Below are 19,235 nucleotides of genomic sequence, written 5' to 3' on the forward strand. Positions count from 1 at the left end.
TAGGGTTTTATGGTTTGAAAATTTCACTAATTAATACTTCCGATTAATAGTTTGATTTTACTGCTTTTACATCGTCTTTCAAGGTGTTGTAATCATCTTTCACTTGATTAAGTTTAGATTTTCCTTCTGCGATAATTTCTTTACCGTTTGAAGTAATTGTGTTTACAACGTTATCAAATTTCGTTTTAAGATTATCTCCGTAATCTTTCGATTTATCTTTGATTTTTTTTCTTGTGTTTGAACCTTTATCTGGTGCAAATAAAATTCCTATAGCTGCTCCTGCCGCTGCGGCTCCTAAAATTCCTAAAATTGTGGTACTTGCTTTCATAATAATTGATTTAGCGATTAATATTTAATAATTTGTTGATTTAATATGTATTGTGATTTTTAAATTTCTCGACCTTTAATAAGTCTAAGAAGTATAGCGATAATGGCAATAACTAACAGTATGTGGATAATACTTCCGAAACTGTAAACAAAGAATCCTAAAGCCCAAAGTATTACCAAAATCACTGCGATTGTATATAATAAGTTTGACATGATTTTTATTTTACTGGTTAATAATTAATTGTTTTTAATTAAGTTTATACGAAAGGTATAATGTCAAGTTGCTGTTTTTTGCGTCTGGAAATGTATACGTTGTTCCAGCAACTGTTCTTTCTTTACCAACTGTTGTAAGACCGTAATTGTAACGTAAACCAATGCTGATCGGATTAAAATCGACACCTAAACCTGCAGAAACACCTGCGTCAAATTTGGCAAGGTCATCGGTATCAATATCTTGGTTGAAATCAAAATCTCCGCTTCCAGTTACTTTAGAACTCACTAAATACGATGCATAACCACCGGCATGAATATTAAAGTTTTTCGTTACGTTTACTCTAACTAACAAAGGAACTTCGATATAATTTAGTCTGAATTTTGCGTCACCAGTAGCAAAAGCATTGTTGTATTCTAACTCGGCTCCTTTTGTAGTGAATAAAATCTCTGGTTGAATGGCTACAAAATCTGAAATTGGAAGAGTAGCGTAAACTCCAGCATTAAAACCGTATAAGATATTATTATCATCAGGATCATCACCACTATTGACTAAATTAGACATGTTGAATCCTCCTTTTACACCGAATTCGGTAGTTACATTAGTGTCTTGTGCGTGCAGCATTCCAAACGAAGCTGATAAAAAAAGTGTTAAGGCGCATAAAAAATTGGCTTGTAATTTCATAGTTAAAAATTTAGTTAATTAAGATAGATAAAGGCGTTTATACATTTTGTTTTGTAATTCTTTCGGTTTCCCTTAAGAGTTTGTATTGTTCAGGCAGATATCGCAGAACTAATTCGAGAATTTTTTTATCGTTTGTTTCTCTGGAAATCGATTCAAATAACTCGATTTGGTCTTTTAAAGCTTCTTTCGTGGCGTTTAAATAAATTTCGTCAAATTCATCTCCTTTTGCATCAGCGAGGTTGTACAGGTCTCTTTTGTGCATGGTGTTGATTTCGTTAATTACAATGAGCTTTAAAGTCGATAATCTTGTTATTTCATCCAGTAATTGATTTTCTTTAAATTCAATTCTCTGACTTAATTGTTTTACGACTACATCTGAACTTTTTTGTTGTGCAATTTGACTTTTTGAAATAATTCCTTTACTCACATTTGCCACCGTAATGAAAAAATCGACTTCTATTTCTTCTCTTTCATTTTTTGCAAAAGACTGCGATTTCAAAGTATTTTCTATTGGATTAATTCGCTTGCAAGACGAGATGCATAATACGATTGCCAATATGAAAAAGACTTTAAAAATAGAAGCCTTTAAGGGTGAAATTGTTTTCATTATTCCTTCATAAAGTATTACATTACAAAGATGCTAACGAATGCAAGAAATTGCTTTACAGCATAAAAAAGAAACGTTATATAATTCCCATAACGGATTTATATAACGTCTTTTATGTGTTTTTTTAATGAAGTTTAATCGGGTAGAAACACCGTAAATACTGAGCCTTTGCCCAAAGTACTATCGGCGGTAATATGGCCTTTGTGGTTCTCTACAATTTTTTTACAAATCGCTAAACCAATTCCGGTTCCAGGATAATCTGTCTTAGAATGAAGACGCTGAAAAAGAATAAAAATAGTTTCTTTAAATTGCGGATCAAATCCCATTCCGTTATCTGTGAAAGTTATTTTGTGAAATTTCTTTACAGATTGATCTACAATTTCTGGGTAATCACAAGCATTTACTTTTTCACTAGAAATTGAAATTTCGGGTTCAATGTCGGGGCGGCTGTATTTTAATGAATTTCCAATTAAATTGATAAACAGCTGTTCGATCTGATACGGAATTACCGATAATTTCGGAAGCTTATTCGATTTGATTACGGCTCTTTTTTCTTCAATTACTTCAGCCAATTCAGATTCAGCATTATCAAGAAGTTCGTTGAGGTTTATTTTTATGAATTCCTTTTTAGTTGTATTAGTTCTCGAAAATAAAAGCAAATCATCAATTAAGACACGCATTCTTTTAGCAGAACTTTCAATTTTTGTGATGTAATTTTTACCGCTTTCAGACATTACTTCTTTATCAGCATCTGAAACTCTAGAAATAAAAGTCTGAATTTTTCGAAGCGGTTCCTGCAAATCGTGACTGGCAACATGGTTGAAAGAAGCCAATTCTTTATTGCTTTTTTCCAATTCTTTGTTTCGTTCCTGAAGCTCTATATTTAGTAAATGTTCATCGGTAATATCAAAATTGATTCCTAATAGAATCTTGCTGCCTTGTTGGTCTGTAACCAATTTTCCGGTAGTCTTAAAATAGCGAACTTCAAAATCTGGTCGTATAATTTTGTAATATATAAACGGAACTTGTTTGTTCTCGATAATTCCATCGATAGATTTGGCTACAGCATCTTTGTCATCGGGATGAACAAATTTTAGAAGAGTTTCCTTGCTAGGTACAAAAGCATTAGGTTCAAAACCTAATAATCTAAATTGATTGTCTGAATAATCAATTTTGTCGGCATCCAAATCCCATTGCCAAGTACTGAAATTACCAATGCTTTCAGATTCGGCAATTAAACCAGAAGAAATTAGAAGTCTTTTGTTGAATACTTTTAAACGTTCAAAATCACGACTAATTTGTCTGTAAGCTAATAAGATGAAACTTAAGGCAACTAAAAAAAGTGAAATTGAAAAAAGCGGACTCAAAGAGATTTCCGCATCATAAATTTTAAGTCTTTTTTTAAGATAGGTTTTTTCAATATCATTCATTTCGTCAACCTTAAAACGAATATTTTCCATCAAAATTCGACCGCCAAACATATGGTTGTCTAGTTTGCGTTTGTCGTATGTTTTTGGATCGCTGTATTTTAAGCAGTTTTCGAAAGAAACAAAACGAAGTGTAATGAGTTTGAAAAGTTTTTGAAGATTTTCCTGCTGTTGCGGATTATCGGCAGTGAGTTTTTTTAAGGTAATAAAAGACGTATTTACTTTGTCGCGAGAATAAATATACGGAGTCAAAAAACGGGCATTGCGAGTAATGATATAGCCTCGCTGGCCCGTTTCTGCATCTTTTATAGCCGACATTAAGCGTTCGAGCTGAATGTTTATTTCGTAAGTGTGCATAACCAGTTTGCTCGATTCATTCAAGTCCTGATTATGTTTGTAAGCAATTGAAGATAGAAATAACAGAATGAAAACTGCGATTACAAAAATAACTCTCAAAGAGTTTGAAGAATTAAAATTTGGTATCCATTTCATTGGTATGCTCTTATTTTAGTCGCAGCAAGAAATTATCACGGTTTAAACCTGATGTATGATAGTGCCAGTTTACGGTCACGACTTCATTAATAATTTTTTTAAGCGTATTGAAATCGCTTGGCTTTTTAATGTAAATATTTGCACCCTGGATAAAGGTATCTTCAATGTCCTCTTCAGAAGAAGAAGTAGAATAAATGGCGATGATTACATCTTTTAAACGGTCCGTTTTTTTGATTTCAATTAAACATTCTTTACCTGTTTTTTTAGGCATATTTAAATCTAGAAACAAAATATCTGGAAGTTTGTTGTCTTCATTATGCAGATGATCCATCAATTGCATCCCATCGTGGACGAAATTTACATTAGTTTGTATTTTTATTTCTTCAAATGCATCTTTAAAGAAAAGACGGTCATCTTCATCATCATCGGCAAGTAAAATGTGTAATGCGTTTTTTTGCATTTTGATCGCGGTATTTGGGTTTTATTTTAAATTTTCTCTTCGTTTCTTAATAATTCTCTGAAAAGCAGACGGAGTAATTCCGGTTGTGTTTTTAAACTGCGTACTCAAATGGGCAACACTCGAGTAATTTAGTAAAAAAGCAATTTCGGTCAAACTCATTTCATTGATAATAATCAATTGTTTTGCTCTTTCAATTTTCTGTAAAATAATAAAGTTTTCTATGGAAGAATAGGTTACTTCTGAGAAAACATTCGATAAATAACCATAACTGTGATTTAGCTTTTCGGCCAAAAACACAGAACTTTTATAATTGTTGCTGTCGTCCATAAAGACCAATTCGATAATCGCGTCTTTTATTTTTTGGACCAATACACTTTTTTGATTTTCAACAACTTCGAATCCGCATGGAGCCAATTTAGTTTTTAAATTTTCAAGTGCTTCCGCATCAATATTGTCCTCGATTTCGATTTCGCCAAAACCCAGCGTTGTAAAATTCACATTGTTCTGCTCCAAATTCAGTTTTAGATATTGAGAGCAAATCGTGTTAATGTCGAACTTTATAAATAGTTTCATTTTATAGAAATTTGGTTAAAGATACTTATTTTATTTTTGGTTACCGCTTTAAAACAGTGTAGAATTGTCAGATTGTTTAGTTTTTTTTAAAATAAATTCGTCAAAAAAATACCGTCTAGTACATAAAATAGTAGACGGTATTTCCCTGATTGAGTTGTAAAGATTTACAAATCAGCAATAATTTTTCGAACTTCATCTTTTGTTTTACCTAATTTTTGTTGAAGTTTTCCGTACATTTCGTCTTCTTTTCCTTCATCATAAAGTAAATCATCATCTGTAATTTCGGCATATTTTTGCTTTAATTTTCCTTTCAACTCATTCCAGTTTCCTTTTATCTCTGTAGTATTCATGATGTTTTTTATTTGAAATTATTGTATTGTAAAATTGCAAATTAAAAATTGGGTTGTCGTTACATTTATTTTAATGACTGTTGCATAATTTTCATTTCAGCCAAATTTTCGCAATCATTATCAATTATCAATTATCAATTATCAATTAAACCTGGTATCTTCTCAAAACCCAAGCCATTTTTTCGTGTTCTTGTAATAATCCTGTAACAAAATCAGCAGAACCGACATCTTTTGTTTCTTCTTCAAAAATCGGAATGTAGCTTCTAAATTCTGTTACTAATTGTTCATGGTTTTCTAGAAGTTCAGAAAGCATATGTTTTTGCGAAGCGTATTCTTTTGGTGATTCTTTCAAAGTAGAGTTGTCGATAAACTCTTTCATCGTCCCAATTGTTTTTTCTCCCAATTGATTGATGCGCTCTGCAACTTCGTCAATTTGAGCTTCTAGAATTCTATATTGTTCTTCAAATAATTTATGAAGCTCCATAAAGCTATTTCCAGAAATATTCCAGTGAAATTTTCTTGTTTTTACATACAAAGTCATTTCGTTAGATAATATTGTTCCTAAGATAGAAGCACTCTTTTTTAGATTTGCAGGGGTAATTCCGATATGTGGGCTCATGATTGTCTTTTTTATGTGTTTTTTCAAAGATAGCAGAGCGCTTCTTGTTTTTTCTTATATAATTTTAGAAGTAAGTTATAGAAATTCAATGTTGTAATAAATAATTAATATGCTAAATGTCATCCTGAGCGAAGTCGAAGGGGACAAAGGGCTTCTCCCGAAGATTGGGGATCGCTCAGCTGACAAACCTGAAACCTGAAACTTGAAACAAATTAAACCATTTACAATTCACAATTATAATTTGTAATTTTGCCGCACAAGCAAAACACAATATGACAACACAACAATTACACGAACAAATTCTTCAGAAAAAATCATTTTTATGTGTAGGTTTAGATCCAGATTTGGACAAAATGCCACAACATTTATTAGAAACCGAAGATCCTATTTTCGAATTTAATAAAGCAATAATCGATGCAACACATGATTTAACTGTAGGTTATAAACCCAATACGGCTTTTTTTGAAGCATACGGAATTAAAGGATGGATGTCACTCCAAAAAACAATCAATTATATCAACGAAAATTATCCTGATATTTTTACCATTGCCGATGCAAAACGTGGTGATATCGGAAATACTTCAAGCATGTATGCAAAAGCTTTTTTTGAAGATTTGAATTTTGATAGTGTAACTGTTGCTCCATATATGGGAAAAGATTCTGTAGAACCTTTCTTAGCTTTTGAAAACAAACATACCATAATGTTGGCTTTAACTTCAAACGAAGGCGCTTTTGATTTTCAAACATTAAATACAGATGGAAAAGAATTGTACAAAAAAGTTTTAGAAACTTCTAAAACATGGAAAAATAGCGAGAACCTAATGTATGTTGTTGGTGCTACAAAAGCAGAATATTTTACCGAAATTAGAAAAATTGTTCCAGACAGTTTTTTATTGGTTCCTGGAATCGGCGCTCAAGGCGGAAGCTTATCTGAAGTGTGCAAATACGGAATGAATGATAAAGTTGGTCTTTTAGTAAATTCTGCAAGGGCAATTATTTACGCATCAAAAGGAACTGATTTTGCTGAAAAGGCTAGAGAAGAGGCTTTGAAAGTTCAGAGGGAAATGGAAGAGATTATTAGTTTAAAGTTTTAGTTTTAAGCTTGACTTTGAACATAATTTTAACGCAAAGTGCGCTAAGTTTTTTCGCAAAGCACACAAAGAAATTATCGGCAGTCTTGTAAAAGTTTTTTAAAAGTTCTCGAAGTAAGTGCTTAAGTTTTGCTTTATCAAAGCTTTGAGAACTTTTAAAAAACTTTAATTCAAAAAGATAAATCTCTGCGAACTTTGCGAAAAAACTTAGCGCACTTTGCGTTAAAAAACACATATTCCAATAAACATGAAACAAATCAAAGACCAGCTTGGTAATTTACATTCTTTTGAAATAGCTCCAAAACGTATAATTTCATTAGTTCCGTCTCAAACCGAATTGTTATATGATTTAGGTTTAGAAGAAAAAATTATCGGAATTACGAAATTTTGTGTGCATCCATTTCATTTTAAGTCTACCAAAAAGATTGTTGGCGGAACCAAGAAAATTCATTTCGAAAAAATAAAATTACTTCAGCCGGATATTATTATTTGCAATAAAGAAGAAAACACTGAAGAAATCGTCAAACAATTACAAGAAATCTGTCCTGTTTGGGTAACTAATATTGTTTCTATAGAAGATAATTTCCAAATGATTTCAGATTTTGGACAATTGTTTAATTGCAGAACCGAAGCTCAAAAGTGGAATGACAAATTGGCTTTCGCTTTAAGCGATTTCAAAAATTATATGCAAAATATAAAAGAAAAGAAAGCGGCTTATTTTATTTGGAAAGATCCTTATATGGTTGCTGGAAATGATACTTATATAAATGAATTATTAAAACTAAATCATTTTAAAAATATTTACGAGGACAAAGGCCGTTATCCTGAAATCGAATTAAAAAAAATGCGTTTAGAAGGAGATCCCGATTTGGTTTTCCTTTCCTCCGAACCTTATCCGTTTAAAGAAGAAGATGCTTTTGAAATTGGAAGATTTACGCATCATGCTAAAACTATCTTCGTTGACGGCGAAATGTTCTCTTGGCATGGAAGTAGGTTATTAAAGGCATTTCAGTATTTTAAATTACTACATGAGAGATTGAAAAGTTAGTTTCAAGTTTTCTTTAGAATGTGTTGATTTAACCGCAAAGAGCGCAAAGATTTTGCGCAAAGTTCGCAAAGTTTTTTACACAAAGCTTTGCGAACTTTGCGTTTTATATAAAACTCTTAAGAAGAACAACTTAGCGCTCTTTGCGTTAAAATATATACTCAATTAAGGCAAACTTGAAACCTGAAACTTGAAACAAAAGAAACAAATTAGTACAAAAAAAAGAATGCCGACATCTCGAAGACGCCGGCATTATTTAACTAACCAAAACCAAAATAATAAATAACCAGTTTATTACATTACAAAGATCCGACATAAATCAATGTAATGCTGTTAAGATCTTGTTATTACTTTGTTGGATATAAGTTAATGTCTAAATTTTTTGTTTCAGGTTTCAGGTTTGAAGTTTCAAGTTTTTTGGATGGCGTGATTAACCATAAAGTGCGCAAAGGTTTTTCGCAAAATACACAAAGGCTATTTACACAAAGCTTTGCGAACTTTAAAACTTCTTTAATTTTTTAAAAAAAACTCTTTGCGTTCTTTGCGTCAAAATTAAGCGTATCGCATGTCAACTTGAAACAAAGAAAACCTGAAACTTGACCCGAGGCTGAAAGCCGAATCGGCGAAGCAAACAAAATAATATAAAAAAGAATGCCGGCATCTCGAAGACGCCGGCATCATTTAACTAACCAAAACCAAAATAATAAATAACCAGTTTATTACATTACAAAGGTCAGACATAAATCGATGTATTGCTGTTAAGGTTTTGTTATTACTTTGTTGGTCATAAGTTAAGATTTGTCAATTAGCTGTTTTGAGCTTTTCTCAGCATTGAATAATTTTTTATTATTAAAATATAATAACAATCAATTTTGTTTATTAATATGACAGGAATTTGTTTGTATATTTGGTAAAACATTAAAAATCAGCAAAATGGAAGAACAAAAAAAAATAACAACTGCAACAGGAACTCCCGTTCCAGACAATCAAAACATTCAAACAGCTGGGCCTCGCGGACCCGTTTTATTACAAGATTTTTGGTTCTTAGAAAAAATGGCGCATTTTGATCGCGAAGTAATTCCCGAGAGAAGAATGCATGCTAAAGGATCTGGTGCGTACGGAACTTTTACCGTTACACACGACATTACCAAATATTCAAAAGCAGATTTATTTTCTGAAATTGGAAAAAAAACAGAGATGTTTGTACGTTTCTCAACTGTTGCAGGAGAAAGAGGTGCTGCTGATGCCGAAAGAGACATTCGTGGTTTTGCCATGAAATTTTACACAAACGAAGGAAATTGGGATTTGGTAGGAAATAACACTCCAGTATTCTTCTTTCGTGATCCAATGAAATTTCCAGACCTAAACCACGCGGTTAAACGTGATCCAAAAACCAACTTGAGAAGTGCTGATAACAATTGGGATTTTTGGACATTATTACCGGAAGCTTTGCATCAAGTTACCATTGTAATGAGCGATAGAGGAATTCCGAGATCGTACAGAGAAATGCACGGTTTTGGAAGCCATACTTTTAGTTTTATTAATGCGCAAAACGAAAGACATTGGGTTAAATTCCATTTAGTTTCGCAACAAGGAATCGAAAATCTTTCTGATGAGGAAGCGGCTTCATTAGTTGGGCGAGACAGAGAAAGCCATCAAAGAGATTTATTTGATGCGATTGAGGAAGGAAATTTTCCAAAATGGAAAATGTTTGTTCAAATTATGTCGGAAGAACAAGCAAAAACGTATCGTTTTCATCCGTTTGATTTAACGAAAGTTTGGTTAAAAGGAGATTTTCCATTAATTCCTGTTGGAGAATTCGAACTCAATAAAAATCCAGAAAATTATTTTGCAGAAGTAGAGCAAGCTGCCTTTAATCCAGCTCACGTAGTTCCGGGAATTGGATTTTCGCCAGATAAAATGCTTCAGGGGCGTTTGTTCTCTTATGGAGATGCACATCGTTACCGTTTAGGAGTAAATAATTATCAGATTCCTGTAAATGCATCTAGATGCCCATACAACAGTTTTCACAGAGATGGAGCTATGCGTGTTGACGGAAATTTTGGAGGAAGAAAACATTATGAGCCGAACAGCTTTGGCGAATGGCAAGAACAGCCAGAAGCAAAAGAACCGCCATTAGCAATCTACGGCGATGCATATGCGCATAACTTTAGAGAAGATGATAGCGATTATTTTACACAGCCTGGATTATTGTTCAATTTATTGACACCAGAGAAGAAACAGCTTCTGTTTAAAAATACCGCAGGACAAGTAGGTGGGGCGCAGAAATTTATTCAAGTACGTCATATTAGAAACTGTTTTAAAGCCGATCCTGCTTACGGAGAAGGCGTAGCGAACGCGCTAGGAATGACTATGGCAGAAGTAGATGCTTTTGATGATCCGAGATTGAAGATTGTGGTTCGTTAAAGAGGTTCTGAGATGCTAAGATTCTAAGGAACTAAGTTTTTAGAATATTTAAAAAGCAAACCCGACAGGTTTTAAAAACCTGTCGGGTTTGCTATATAAAAAAACTTAGTTCCTTAGAATCTTAGCCCCTTAGAACCTTAAGAAAAAACCACAGTCTTATTGCTATAAACCATCGTTTTTCTTTCTGCGTGAAGTTTGATTGCTCTTGCTAAAACAATTCTTTCCAGATCTCGTCCTTTCATGATGAAATCTTCTACAGAATGTATGTGAGAAACTCTAGCAATATCCTGCTCGATAATCGGACCTTCATCTAATTCTTCTGTTACATAATGGCTTGTTGCGCCAATAATTTTTACCCCGCGTTTAAAAGCTGAATGATACGGTTTTGCTCCAGGGAAAGCTGGTAAAAAAGAGTGATGAATATTGATGATTTTATTTTCGTAAAGCGAAATCAATTTTGGTGTTATAATCTGCATATAACGAGCCAAAACGATAAAATTGATTTCGTATTTTTTTAATAATTCAATTTGTTTTGCTTCACCTTCTTCTTTATTGTCTTTGGTGAAAGGAACAAGATGAAAAGGAATATCAAAACGTTCTGCAATCGATCTCAAATCATTATGGTTGCTAATGATGACAGGAATTTCGACATTTAATTCGCCAGCGCTGTAACGACCCAAAATATCAAAAAGACAGTGATCATATTTAGAGATAAACAATGCCATTTTTGGTTTTTGATCTTGGTTGTACAAATCCCAAGACATTTCGAATTTGGAAGCAAGTGCTTGTTCAAAATCTTCTTTAAAGCTGTCAATCGTTATTTCAGAATTGGTGAATTCACATTCCAATCTCATAAAAAACACGTTTTGTTCAATATCAACATGCTGGTCGATATATGTAATATTTCCGCCCACTTTAGCAATAAAAGTAGTCACTGACGCGATAATATTCTTTTGGTCTTTACAGTGAATTAGAATGGTAATTTTCTGCATTTGGTTGTTTTTTTTGGTTTAGTGACAAAGTTGCAAAGGTTCAGAGTTACAAAGGTTTCTTTGAGCCTTTGTAACTTTTTCTCTTTGAGTCTTTTTCAAAATCTATTTTCCGTCCTGCAATGCAAATACGCTTTTTAATAAAGGCGTTGTTCTCGCAGAGATGTTGTTACGTATTTCTTTTTCTTCAACAGCAATCATTTTGAAAACCCCAGACAAGGCTTGATTTGTTGTATAATCAGTCAAATCTGGATTTACTTTTTTTACTAACGGAATAGTGTTGTATTTTGTAATAATGTTTTTCCAAACCACATCTGCACCTACTTTTTCAAAAGAACTTTTAATAACTGGATTAAATTTTCCATACAAAGCGGTTGTCGTACTTCCTTGTAAATAAGTTGTCGCAGCGCTGTCATTTCCTAATAGGATATTTTTAGCATCAGTAAAAGACATATTTTTTACAGCCGAAACAAAAATTGGAGTAGCTTCTTTTACTGCATCTTCGGCAGCACGATTAAGCATTTTGATTCCTTCATCGGCAAGAGAGCTTAAGCCTACTTTTCTTAATGTGGCATCTACTTTTTGTAATTCTTCGGGCATTAAGATTTTTACAGCTTCATTTTTATAAAACCCATCCACAGCGGTCAATTTACTTACTTGTTGTGTGATTCCTTTGTTTAAAGCTTCTTTTAATCCTGACGCAATATCTACATTGCTAGTCGGAAGCTGTGACGCTAGCTGTGGCAATTGATTTAGAGTCTGTTGTACTTGTGCACAAGAAGTAAGCGAAAACGCGAAGGCTAATAGGATAATCTTTTTCATTATGGAGTTTTATTTAAGTTTCAAAAATACTACTTATTCAAAAATAAAGCCACAAATTTATTGATGTAGAACAAAGATTTTGTTTGATAAATAACACAAATTTCAATTGTTCAAAAACGTATGTAAAATGTACGCTACAAATACATTTTAATTATTTTTTCAATTCTTTTTTATTAAATAAGTAAATCCTGAAAACCTGATTTGTTTGAAATTTTTATGGTAGAAAAAAAAAATCATCTTATTATTTTATAAGATGATTTTTAAATTTTGATTTCTTTTTATCGATTATCAAAAGCAATTTCTTCTAAAGCTTTTGGATTGCTAATAGCTTTGCTGACCTCCTGCTTTTTCATGTCGTCGTTGTCTCCAGTTCCTGTACTTAGAGTAAGTTCTTTAGGCATTACCGGTTTCTTGCCAAAGATTGTTGCAAATAAAAGTGCTCCTTGCATATAAGCTCCATCGTTTAAAAGGTGTAATGTATTCTCGCCATAACGAAGATTGTCTTTATTTGCTACTAAATATTCATAATCGTGTTTTCCGTTATAAGCATCATTAACAGCATCTCCAACTCTTAATAAATCTGCATTTTTTGTTGATTTTACAATTTCAACTGCATTTTTTCGAATTTCTTCATAATATTCTTTATACTCAGAATCTGTAAAAGGAATTGGCGACATTCCTTCATAAATATAAATCGCAACATCAGGACTATTTTTATGAATTTTATCTACAATCATTTTTACATTTTCTTTGTATTTGTCTAGTTCTGATAAGGCAACAGGTGTAGATTCCTGCAAAACTACATAATCATAATAATTGCCATCTTTATCTTTTTTTGCAAAATTTGCTTCTGCTTCTGATACGTGATCATCGTAAATTTTTTCAATAGAAACTCCCATTGTAACCAATTTATCAATATTCATTTCTTGATTATTTGCTTTGCAGATTTCACCAAATATAATTGGAGAACTAACAAAGAACTCAGTGTGGCTGTTTCCTATAAATAAGATTCGAGGTGATCCTTCGGCTTTTGGAGCTTTTGGTTTTGAATTGCTTTCTTCTGTTATAGATGTGCTTTCATCTGTAGTTTGTTTGTCTTTGCAAGAAATAAATAGAATTGCAACAAGACCAAATAATAAAATGCTTTTTTTCATTGTGTGTTTATTTAAAAATTTTGGCAAATCTCTTTTTAAACAGTCACAATTTGAGCCACAAAAAGACTTATAACTAATAGTTTAGGATATAAATTTGAAAATCAGTTTTGAAAAATATTATTGGTTTAAATATTGAAGATCAGGAGTATATGAGGGTTTGTTGTTTCGTAGTTCATTCAGGATGTCCTGCGTGTAATCTTTTCCTCCTTTAATTAAATAATAAAAAGATTTAAGCACATAAATTGGTCCATATGGAATGATACGCCAGCTTAAAGATAAATTCAAAAAGAAGTGTTTTAGGGCGTATTTAAAAGTAGGCTCGTTTGGGCGAACAAAGTAGATATTCGAAAGTTTAAATTTTTTATAAAGCTTAGAAATGGTATTGGGGAAAATTACAAATTTACCTCCCTGTTGTACTAATACATTTATTTCGAACATTGTTAGACCTTCTGTATTATTTGTTTTCATAATAGTTAGTTTTTAAATATTACAAAATTTATTGTGCAAAATTGGCGAAGTTTACCAAATGTTTTTACCTGTAAAGGGTTTAAAAATAATAAGTTAGGATTGTTTTTTGATTCTAAAATAGATTAAAAAAGAGAGAAATTATCTAAGATTGATAACTTCTCTCTAAAATTTATTAAAATTATATTATTGAGCAACAACTGCATTTTCAGTAGTAACTTCTTTATCTTTTTCGTAGACATCTTGGAAGAAACCAATTTCACCATTTTCATTTACTAATGAAGTAAAATAAACTATATAGATTGGCACTTTTTTAGCAAGTTTAAAACTGTTTTCTGTTTTACCAGCCATTGCCTTATCAATTTTTTCTTGAGTCCATTCTGGATAATCTTTCAGCATGGCAACAGCCAATTCTTTGGCCAATTTTACATTTATACAACCATGGCTGAAAGTTCTTTTTTCAAAGTCGAATAAAGTTTTAGATGGCGTGTCGTGCATGTAAATATCATCTGGATTTGGAAACATAAACTTCACTAGTCCTAGAGAGTTGTCTGGACCAGGTTTTTGTCTTACTTGACCGTTGACCATTTCCATATTTTTCTCTGCAAGATAATTTGGATCAGAAGCGATTTTAGATCTTAATTCGTTTTGTACAATACTTTGTGGTACTGTCCAATAAGGGCTGAAAACAATTCTGTCAATTTCGCCGTTAAAAATGGTAGTTTTGGTTAAAGGCGCACCAACAAAAACTGGCGAGGTTAACTGCACTTTCCCGTTTTTAACATAGACCATTTCATAAGAAGGAACATTTACCAATACATATTCATCACTAGTCGCAATTTGACCAGAAATGGCGCGGCATCTTTCCATATTAAGCATTAAAGTCTCCATTTTTTCAGAAAGTGGAATATTCATTTCTTTAATGTGTTCTTCTGCCAAAATATAGTTTGGTTTAAATCCGTTACGAACTTTATATTTCATTACGGCATCCATTAATTCTCTATCGTAAACATCGCTTTTAGAATCCTGTTTTAAATCCCCCAATAAATATAAACGGGTTCTAACTTGAGCAATAGTACTAGATACAGCATCTGGACGTAATTCTTTATAAGGAGTTTCGGCTGGAACAATAGGTTGCCATTTGCGTGAACGGTCTAATTTTTTATATTTTTTTAGAACATCTTGTAACTTATAATATTGATCAAACTGCACTTTCTCATCTGTTGCTGCAGTTGCCGATGTTGAAGCTTCTTCAATTGTACTGTAATTCAAGAAATCTTTTAACATGGCATCATATGATAATTTTTTCTTGTCGGCATTATTTTTTTTGGTGTAAAGTACATACATAGAGCTTAAAAGCATATCTGCGTCAGTTTGACTAAGTGTACTTTTATCTGATGAAGCGCTAAAAAGCTGATCAATTTCTTTTTGGTAAGGAATAATAAGATCGTTTGTTTTTTTTGCTTTTTCATACAAAACAGAACCAAATTCGCTTATTTCATTTTCATCAAACCAAATTGTTCCCAGAGTTCTGGTTTTATATAATGACATGACATCAGATTTATATTTTTTTAAATCAGAATATCTTCTGAAGAAGTCATTCGAAACTTCACTGTTCTCATCTTCATTGTTGTTAACAGTTTTATAGGTTTCATTTAAATTTCTGTTCTCTTTAGTTTTTTTGTCTTCATATTTATTAAAGGAAACAATACTAAAGCTAAGAGCAATAATTAGGCTTAGTGGATATAAAGTTTTCATTTTCATTTAATTTTTACGTTATACTTAGATTTGAAAGTTTTGGTAAAAATTTGGGGTCGTTTCTACATTGTAAAATTACTTTAGGTTGTTGAGAATGAGTTGTTTTATTTAAATTAGATTTTTCAAAATTGCCACATAGTAGGTTTATATAATATAAATCAGTTAGTTATAAAATTTGTTACCCTTTAATAACGAAAACGATATATTTTTTTTGTTAACATAAAGCTATTGCGAACACCAAATATTAAAATAATTTGTAAATTGCCCTCATAAAATTATCATATTCATAAAATGGAACAACAAATACCATATATTCCTAAAAATAAAGTAAGAATTGTTACTGCAGCTTCACTTTTTGACGGACACGACGCCGCGATCAATATTATGCGCCGTATTATTCAGTCAACGGGAGTCGAAGTAATTCACCTTGGACATGACAGAAGTGTAGAAGAAGTGGTAAATACCGCAATTCAGGAAGATGCTAATGCCATTGCGATGACTTCTTATCAAGGCGGACACAATGAATACTTTAAATATATGTATGATTTGCTTCGCGAAAAAGGAGCAGGACACATTAAAATCTTCGGAGGCGGAGGCGGCGTAATTCTGCCAAGTGAGATTTCAGAATTGCATGAATATGGTATTACAAGAATTTATTCTCCAGATGATGGGCGTTCTTTAGGACTTCAAGGAATGATTAATGATTTAGTGCAGCAATCTGATTTTCCAATTGGAGATAAATTAAATGGAGAAATCAATCATATTGAAGATAAGACGCCAACTGCAATTGCACGTTTGATTTCTTCGGCAGAAAATTTCCCAGAAATTGCAAAAGAATCTTTTGATAAAATTCACGAAATAAATGCTACTTCAAAAATTCCAGTTTTAGGAATCACAGGAACGGGTGGAGCAGGAAAATCTTCTTTGGTTGATGAATTGGTTCGTCGTTTTTTAATTGATTTCCCAGAAAAAACAATCGGATTAATTTCTGTTGATCCTTCAAAAAGAAAAACAGGAGGAGCGCTTTTAGGAGATAGAATCCGTATGAATGCGATTAATAATCCGAGAGTTTATATGCGTTCGCTGGCAACACGTCAATCGAATTTGGCTTTGTCTAAATATGTAGCCGAAGCAATTCAGGTTTTGAAAGCGGCAAAATACGATTTGATTATTTTGGAAACTTCAGGGATCGGACAGTCTGATACGGAGATTATGGATCATTCGGATGTTTCTTTATATGTAATGACACCAGAATTTGGAGCTGCAACGCAATTAGAAAAAATCGACATGCTTGATTTTGCCGATTTAGTGGCTTTAAACAAATTTGATAAACGTGGTGCATTGGATGCTTTACGCGATGTAAAAAAACAGTATCAGCGCAATCACGGTCTTTGGGATAAAAGCCCAGACGAAATGCCAGTTTTCGGAACAATTGCTTCACAGTTTAACGATCCTGGAATGAACACGCTTTACAAAGCGATTATGGATAAAGTGGTAGAAAAAACCGATTCTGACTTGAAATCGACTTTTGAAATCACTAAAGAAATGAGCGAGAAAATATTCGTAATTCCGCCAGGAAGAACACGTTATTTATCTGAAATCGCTGAGAATAACAGATCTTATGATGAAACAGCAATTGCACAACAAAAAGTCGCTCAGAAATTATACGGAATTTTTAAAACTATAGAATCAGTTTCTGGAAAAGTTCCTCAAATTACAAAAGCAGGAATCGACGATTCGACTGTTTTGCCAAGCGGCATTGCAGAACACGACGAAAACAGAATCTTTTTAAATCTTTTACTAAATCAATTCGATAAAGTAAAAATGGATTTAGATCCGTACAACTGGGAAATTATTCTGAATTGGGCTGATAAAGTAGCGAAATACAAAAATCCAGTTTACTCGTTTAAAGTTCGCGATAAAGAAATCAAAATCGCAACACATTCTGAAAGTTTATCGCATTTACAGATTCCTAAAATTGCTTTACCGAAATACGAAGGCTGGGGCGATATTTTACGTTGGAATTTACAAGAAAATGTTCCTGGAGAATTTCCGTTTGCTTCGGGATTATATCCGTTTAAACGTGAAGGCGAAGATCCGTCAAGAATGTTTGCGGGCGAGGGCGGACCAGAAAGAACCAACAAACGTTTTCATTATGTAAGTGCGGGAATGCCTGCAAAACGCCTTTCTACGGCTTTTGACAGTGTGACTTTATACGGAAACGATCCAGATTTACGTCCAGATATTTATGGAAAAATAGGAAATGCTGGAGTTTCAATCTGCTGTTTAGACGATGCCAAAAAACTATATTCAGGTTTCGATTTGGTTCATGCATTGACTTCGGTAAGTATGACGATTAACGGACCTGCGCCAATGCTGTTAGGTTTCTTCATGAATGCGGCAATCGATCAGCAATGTGAGATTTATATTAAAGCCAACGAATTAGAAAAAGAAGTTGAAGCCAAAATCAACAAATTATATAAGGAAAAAGGAATCGAAAGACCTAAATACCAAGGCGATCTTCCAGACGGAAATAACGGTTTGGGATTAATGCTTTTAGGAGTTACGGGAGATCAGGTTTTGCCTTTGGAAGTTTATAATGATATAAAAGCTAAAACATTATCGCAAGTTCGTGGAACAGTTCAGGCCGATATTTTAAAAGAAGATCAGGCGCAGAATACTTGTATTTTCTCTACTGAATTTGCCTTGCGATTAATGGGCGACGTTCAGGAATATTTTATCACTAAAAACGTTCGTAATTTCTATTCGGTTTCGATTTCAGGATATCATATTGCCGAAGCGGGAGCAAACCCAATTACGCAATTGGCCTTTACGCTTTCTAATGGTTTCACTTACGTGGAATATTATTTGAGCCGCGGAATGAACATCAACGATTTTGGGCCAAATTTATCGTTCTTCTTCTCGAATGGAGTAGATCCAGAATATTCGGTAATTGGTCGTGTGGCACGTAAAATTTGGGCAAAAGCCATGAAAAACAAATACGGAGCCAACGAAAGAGCCCAAATGCTGAAATACCATATTCAAACTTCTGGACGTTCGTTACACGCACAGGAAATTGATTTCAATGATATTAGAACGACTTTACAAGCTTTATATGCGATTTACGACAACTGTAATTCATTGCACACCAACGCTTACGACGAAGCGATTACAACGCCAACAGAAGAATCTGTACGTCGTGCAATGGCGATTCAGCTAATTATCAATAAAGAATTAGGTTTAGCGAAAAACGAAAACCCAATTCAAGGTTCCTTCATCATCGAAGAATTAACAGATTTGGTTGAAGAAGCCGTTTTACAAGAATTCGACAGAATTACAGAAAGAGGAGGAGTTCTAGGTGCAATGGAAACCATGTACCAACGTTCTAAAATTCAGGAAGAAAGTTTGTATTACGAAACCTTAAAACACAACGGAGATTTCCCAATTGTGGGTGTAAATACTTTCCTGAGTTCAAAAGGTTCGCCAACGGTAATTCCGGCTGAGGTTATTCGCGCAACAGAAGAAGAAAAACAATACCAGATTACAATGCTGGATAACCTGCATAATTTCCACGAAGCAAAAGTAAACGAACATTTAAATGCTTTACAGCAAGCGGCTATTAAAAACGAAAACTTATTCGATTATTTAATGGAAGCGACAAAGGTGTGTTCTTTAGGGCAGATTACTTCGGCTTTGTTTGAAGTTGGGGGGCAGTATAGAAGGAATATGTAGAA

Annotated in this window: 18 protein-coding genes; 4 read left to right on the top strand and 14 right to left on the bottom strand. The window is 33.1% G+C overall.

Annotated elements, in window-relative coordinates:
* Positions 1-43 precede the first annotated feature (43 nt).
* From HNP35_RS15510 to HNP35_RS15550, 9 genes are all read right to left on the bottom strand, one after another.
* The gene (locus HNP35_RS15510; RefSeq protein ID WP_184163998.1) at positions 44-328 is read right to left on the bottom strand and encodes a YtxH domain-containing protein; all 285 of its coding nucleotides are present in this window, start codon (positions 326-328) and stop codon (positions 44-46) included.
* Positions 329-387: 59 nt separating this feature from the next.
* Complete coding sequence (locus HNP35_RS15515; protein WP_143102046.1) at positions 388-540, bottom strand: lmo0937 family membrane protein; 153 nt, start codon at positions 538-540, stop codon at positions 388-390.
* 34 nt (positions 541-574) lie between these two features.
* Positions 575-1,222, bottom strand: a complete 648-nt coding sequence (locus tag HNP35_RS15520; RefSeq protein WP_184164001.1) for a porin family protein — start codon at positions 1,220-1,222, stop codon at positions 575-577.
* Positions 1,223-1,259: 37 nt separating this feature from the next.
* Positions 1,260-1,829, bottom strand: coding sequence for a DUF4142 domain-containing protein (locus HNP35_RS15525; protein ID WP_184164004.1), 570 nt, complete (start codon positions 1,827-1,829; stop codon positions 1,260-1,262).
* Positions 1,830-1,963: 134 nt separating this feature from the next.
* A complete protein-coding gene (locus HNP35_RS15530) occupies positions 1,964-3,748 on the bottom strand; it encodes a sensor histidine kinase (protein ID WP_184164007.1) in 1,785 nt (594 codons plus the stop codon).
* A gap of 10 nt (positions 3,749-3,758) precedes the next feature.
* Positions 3,759-4,208, bottom strand: a complete 450-nt coding sequence (locus HNP35_RS15535) for a response regulator (RefSeq protein ID WP_184164010.1) — start codon at positions 4,206-4,208, stop codon at positions 3,759-3,761.
* Between the two features lie 21 nt (positions 4,209-4,229).
* Positions 4,230-4,781: a helix-turn-helix domain-containing protein gene (locus tag HNP35_RS15540; RefSeq protein ID WP_184164013.1), complete on the bottom strand. Its 552-nt coding sequence runs from the start codon at positions 4,779-4,781 to the stop codon at positions 4,230-4,232.
* Positions 4,782-4,945: 164 nt separating this feature from the next.
* The gene (locus HNP35_RS15545) at positions 4,946-5,131 is read right to left on the bottom strand and encodes a CsbD family protein (protein ID WP_184164016.1); all 186 of its coding nucleotides are present in this window, start codon (positions 5,129-5,131) and stop codon (positions 4,946-4,948) included.
* A 145-nt stretch (positions 5,132-5,276) separates the two neighbouring features.
* Positions 5,277-5,750, bottom strand: a complete 474-nt coding sequence (locus tag HNP35_RS15550; RefSeq protein WP_184164019.1) for a Dps family protein — start codon at positions 5,748-5,750, stop codon at positions 5,277-5,279.
* A gap of 272 nt (positions 5,751-6,022) precedes the next feature.
* On the opposite strand from HNP35_RS15550, the gene pyrF reads away from it, so the two are divergent.
* The 3 genes from pyrF (at position 6,023) to HNP35_RS15565 (ending at position 10,313) form a co-directional block, all read left to right on the top strand.
* The gene (gene pyrF, locus HNP35_RS15555) at positions 6,023-6,844 is read left to right on the top strand and encodes an orotidine-5'-phosphate decarboxylase (RefSeq protein ID WP_184164021.1); all 822 of its coding nucleotides are present in this window, start codon (positions 6,023-6,025) and stop codon (positions 6,842-6,844) included.
* A gap of 244 nt (positions 6,845-7,088) precedes the next feature.
* Positions 7,089-7,889, top strand: coding sequence for an ABC transporter substrate-binding protein (locus HNP35_RS15560; RefSeq protein WP_184164024.1), 801 nt, complete (start codon positions 7,089-7,091; stop codon positions 7,887-7,889).
* Positions 7,890-8,819: 930 nt separating this feature from the next.
* Positions 8,820-10,313, top strand: a complete 1,494-nt coding sequence (locus tag HNP35_RS15565) for a catalase (RefSeq protein ID WP_184164027.1) — start codon at positions 8,820-8,822, stop codon at positions 10,311-10,313.
* Between the two features lie 137 nt (positions 10,314-10,450).
* Here HNP35_RS15565 and purU read toward each other — a convergent pair whose 3' ends face one another.
* The 5 genes from purU to HNP35_RS15590 form a co-directional block, all read right to left on the bottom strand.
* Entirely contained in the window at positions 10,451-11,305 is an 855-nt protein-coding gene (purU, locus tag HNP35_RS15570; protein WP_184164030.1) for a formyltetrahydrofolate deformylase, read from the bottom strand.
* A 102-nt stretch (positions 11,306-11,407) separates the two neighbouring features.
* Entirely contained in the window at positions 11,408-12,124 is a 717-nt protein-coding gene (locus HNP35_RS15575) for a DUF4197 domain-containing protein (RefSeq protein ID WP_184164033.1), read from the bottom strand.
* A gap of 278 nt (positions 12,125-12,402) precedes the next feature.
* Positions 12,403-13,278, bottom strand: coding sequence for a hypothetical protein (locus tag HNP35_RS15580; protein ID WP_184164036.1), 876 nt, complete (start codon positions 13,276-13,278; stop codon positions 12,403-12,405).
* A gap of 117 nt (positions 13,279-13,395) precedes the next feature.
* Positions 13,396-13,746, bottom strand: a complete 351-nt coding sequence (locus HNP35_RS15585; RefSeq protein ID WP_184164039.1) for a hypothetical protein — start codon at positions 13,744-13,746, stop codon at positions 13,396-13,398.
* A gap of 183 nt (positions 13,747-13,929) precedes the next feature.
* The gene (locus tag HNP35_RS15590; protein ID WP_184164042.1) at positions 13,930-15,501 is read right to left on the bottom strand and encodes a L,D-transpeptidase family protein; all 1,572 of its coding nucleotides are present in this window, start codon (positions 15,499-15,501) and stop codon (positions 13,930-13,932) included.
* Positions 15,502-15,792: 291 nt separating this feature from the next.
* Between HNP35_RS15590 and HNP35_RS15595 the strand changes: the two genes are divergently transcribed.
* Positions 15,793-19,233, top strand: a complete 3,441-nt coding sequence (locus HNP35_RS15595; protein ID WP_184164045.1) for a methylmalonyl-CoA mutase family protein — start codon at positions 15,793-15,795, stop codon at positions 19,231-19,233.
* The last annotated feature ends 2 nt before the right edge of the window (positions 19,234-19,235 follow it).

The sequence above is a fragment of the Flavobacterium notoginsengisoli genome (assembly GCF_014207905.1).
Classification (GTDB): Bacteria; Bacteroidota; Bacteroidia; order Flavobacteriales; family Flavobacteriaceae; genus Flavobacterium; species Flavobacterium notoginsengisoli_A.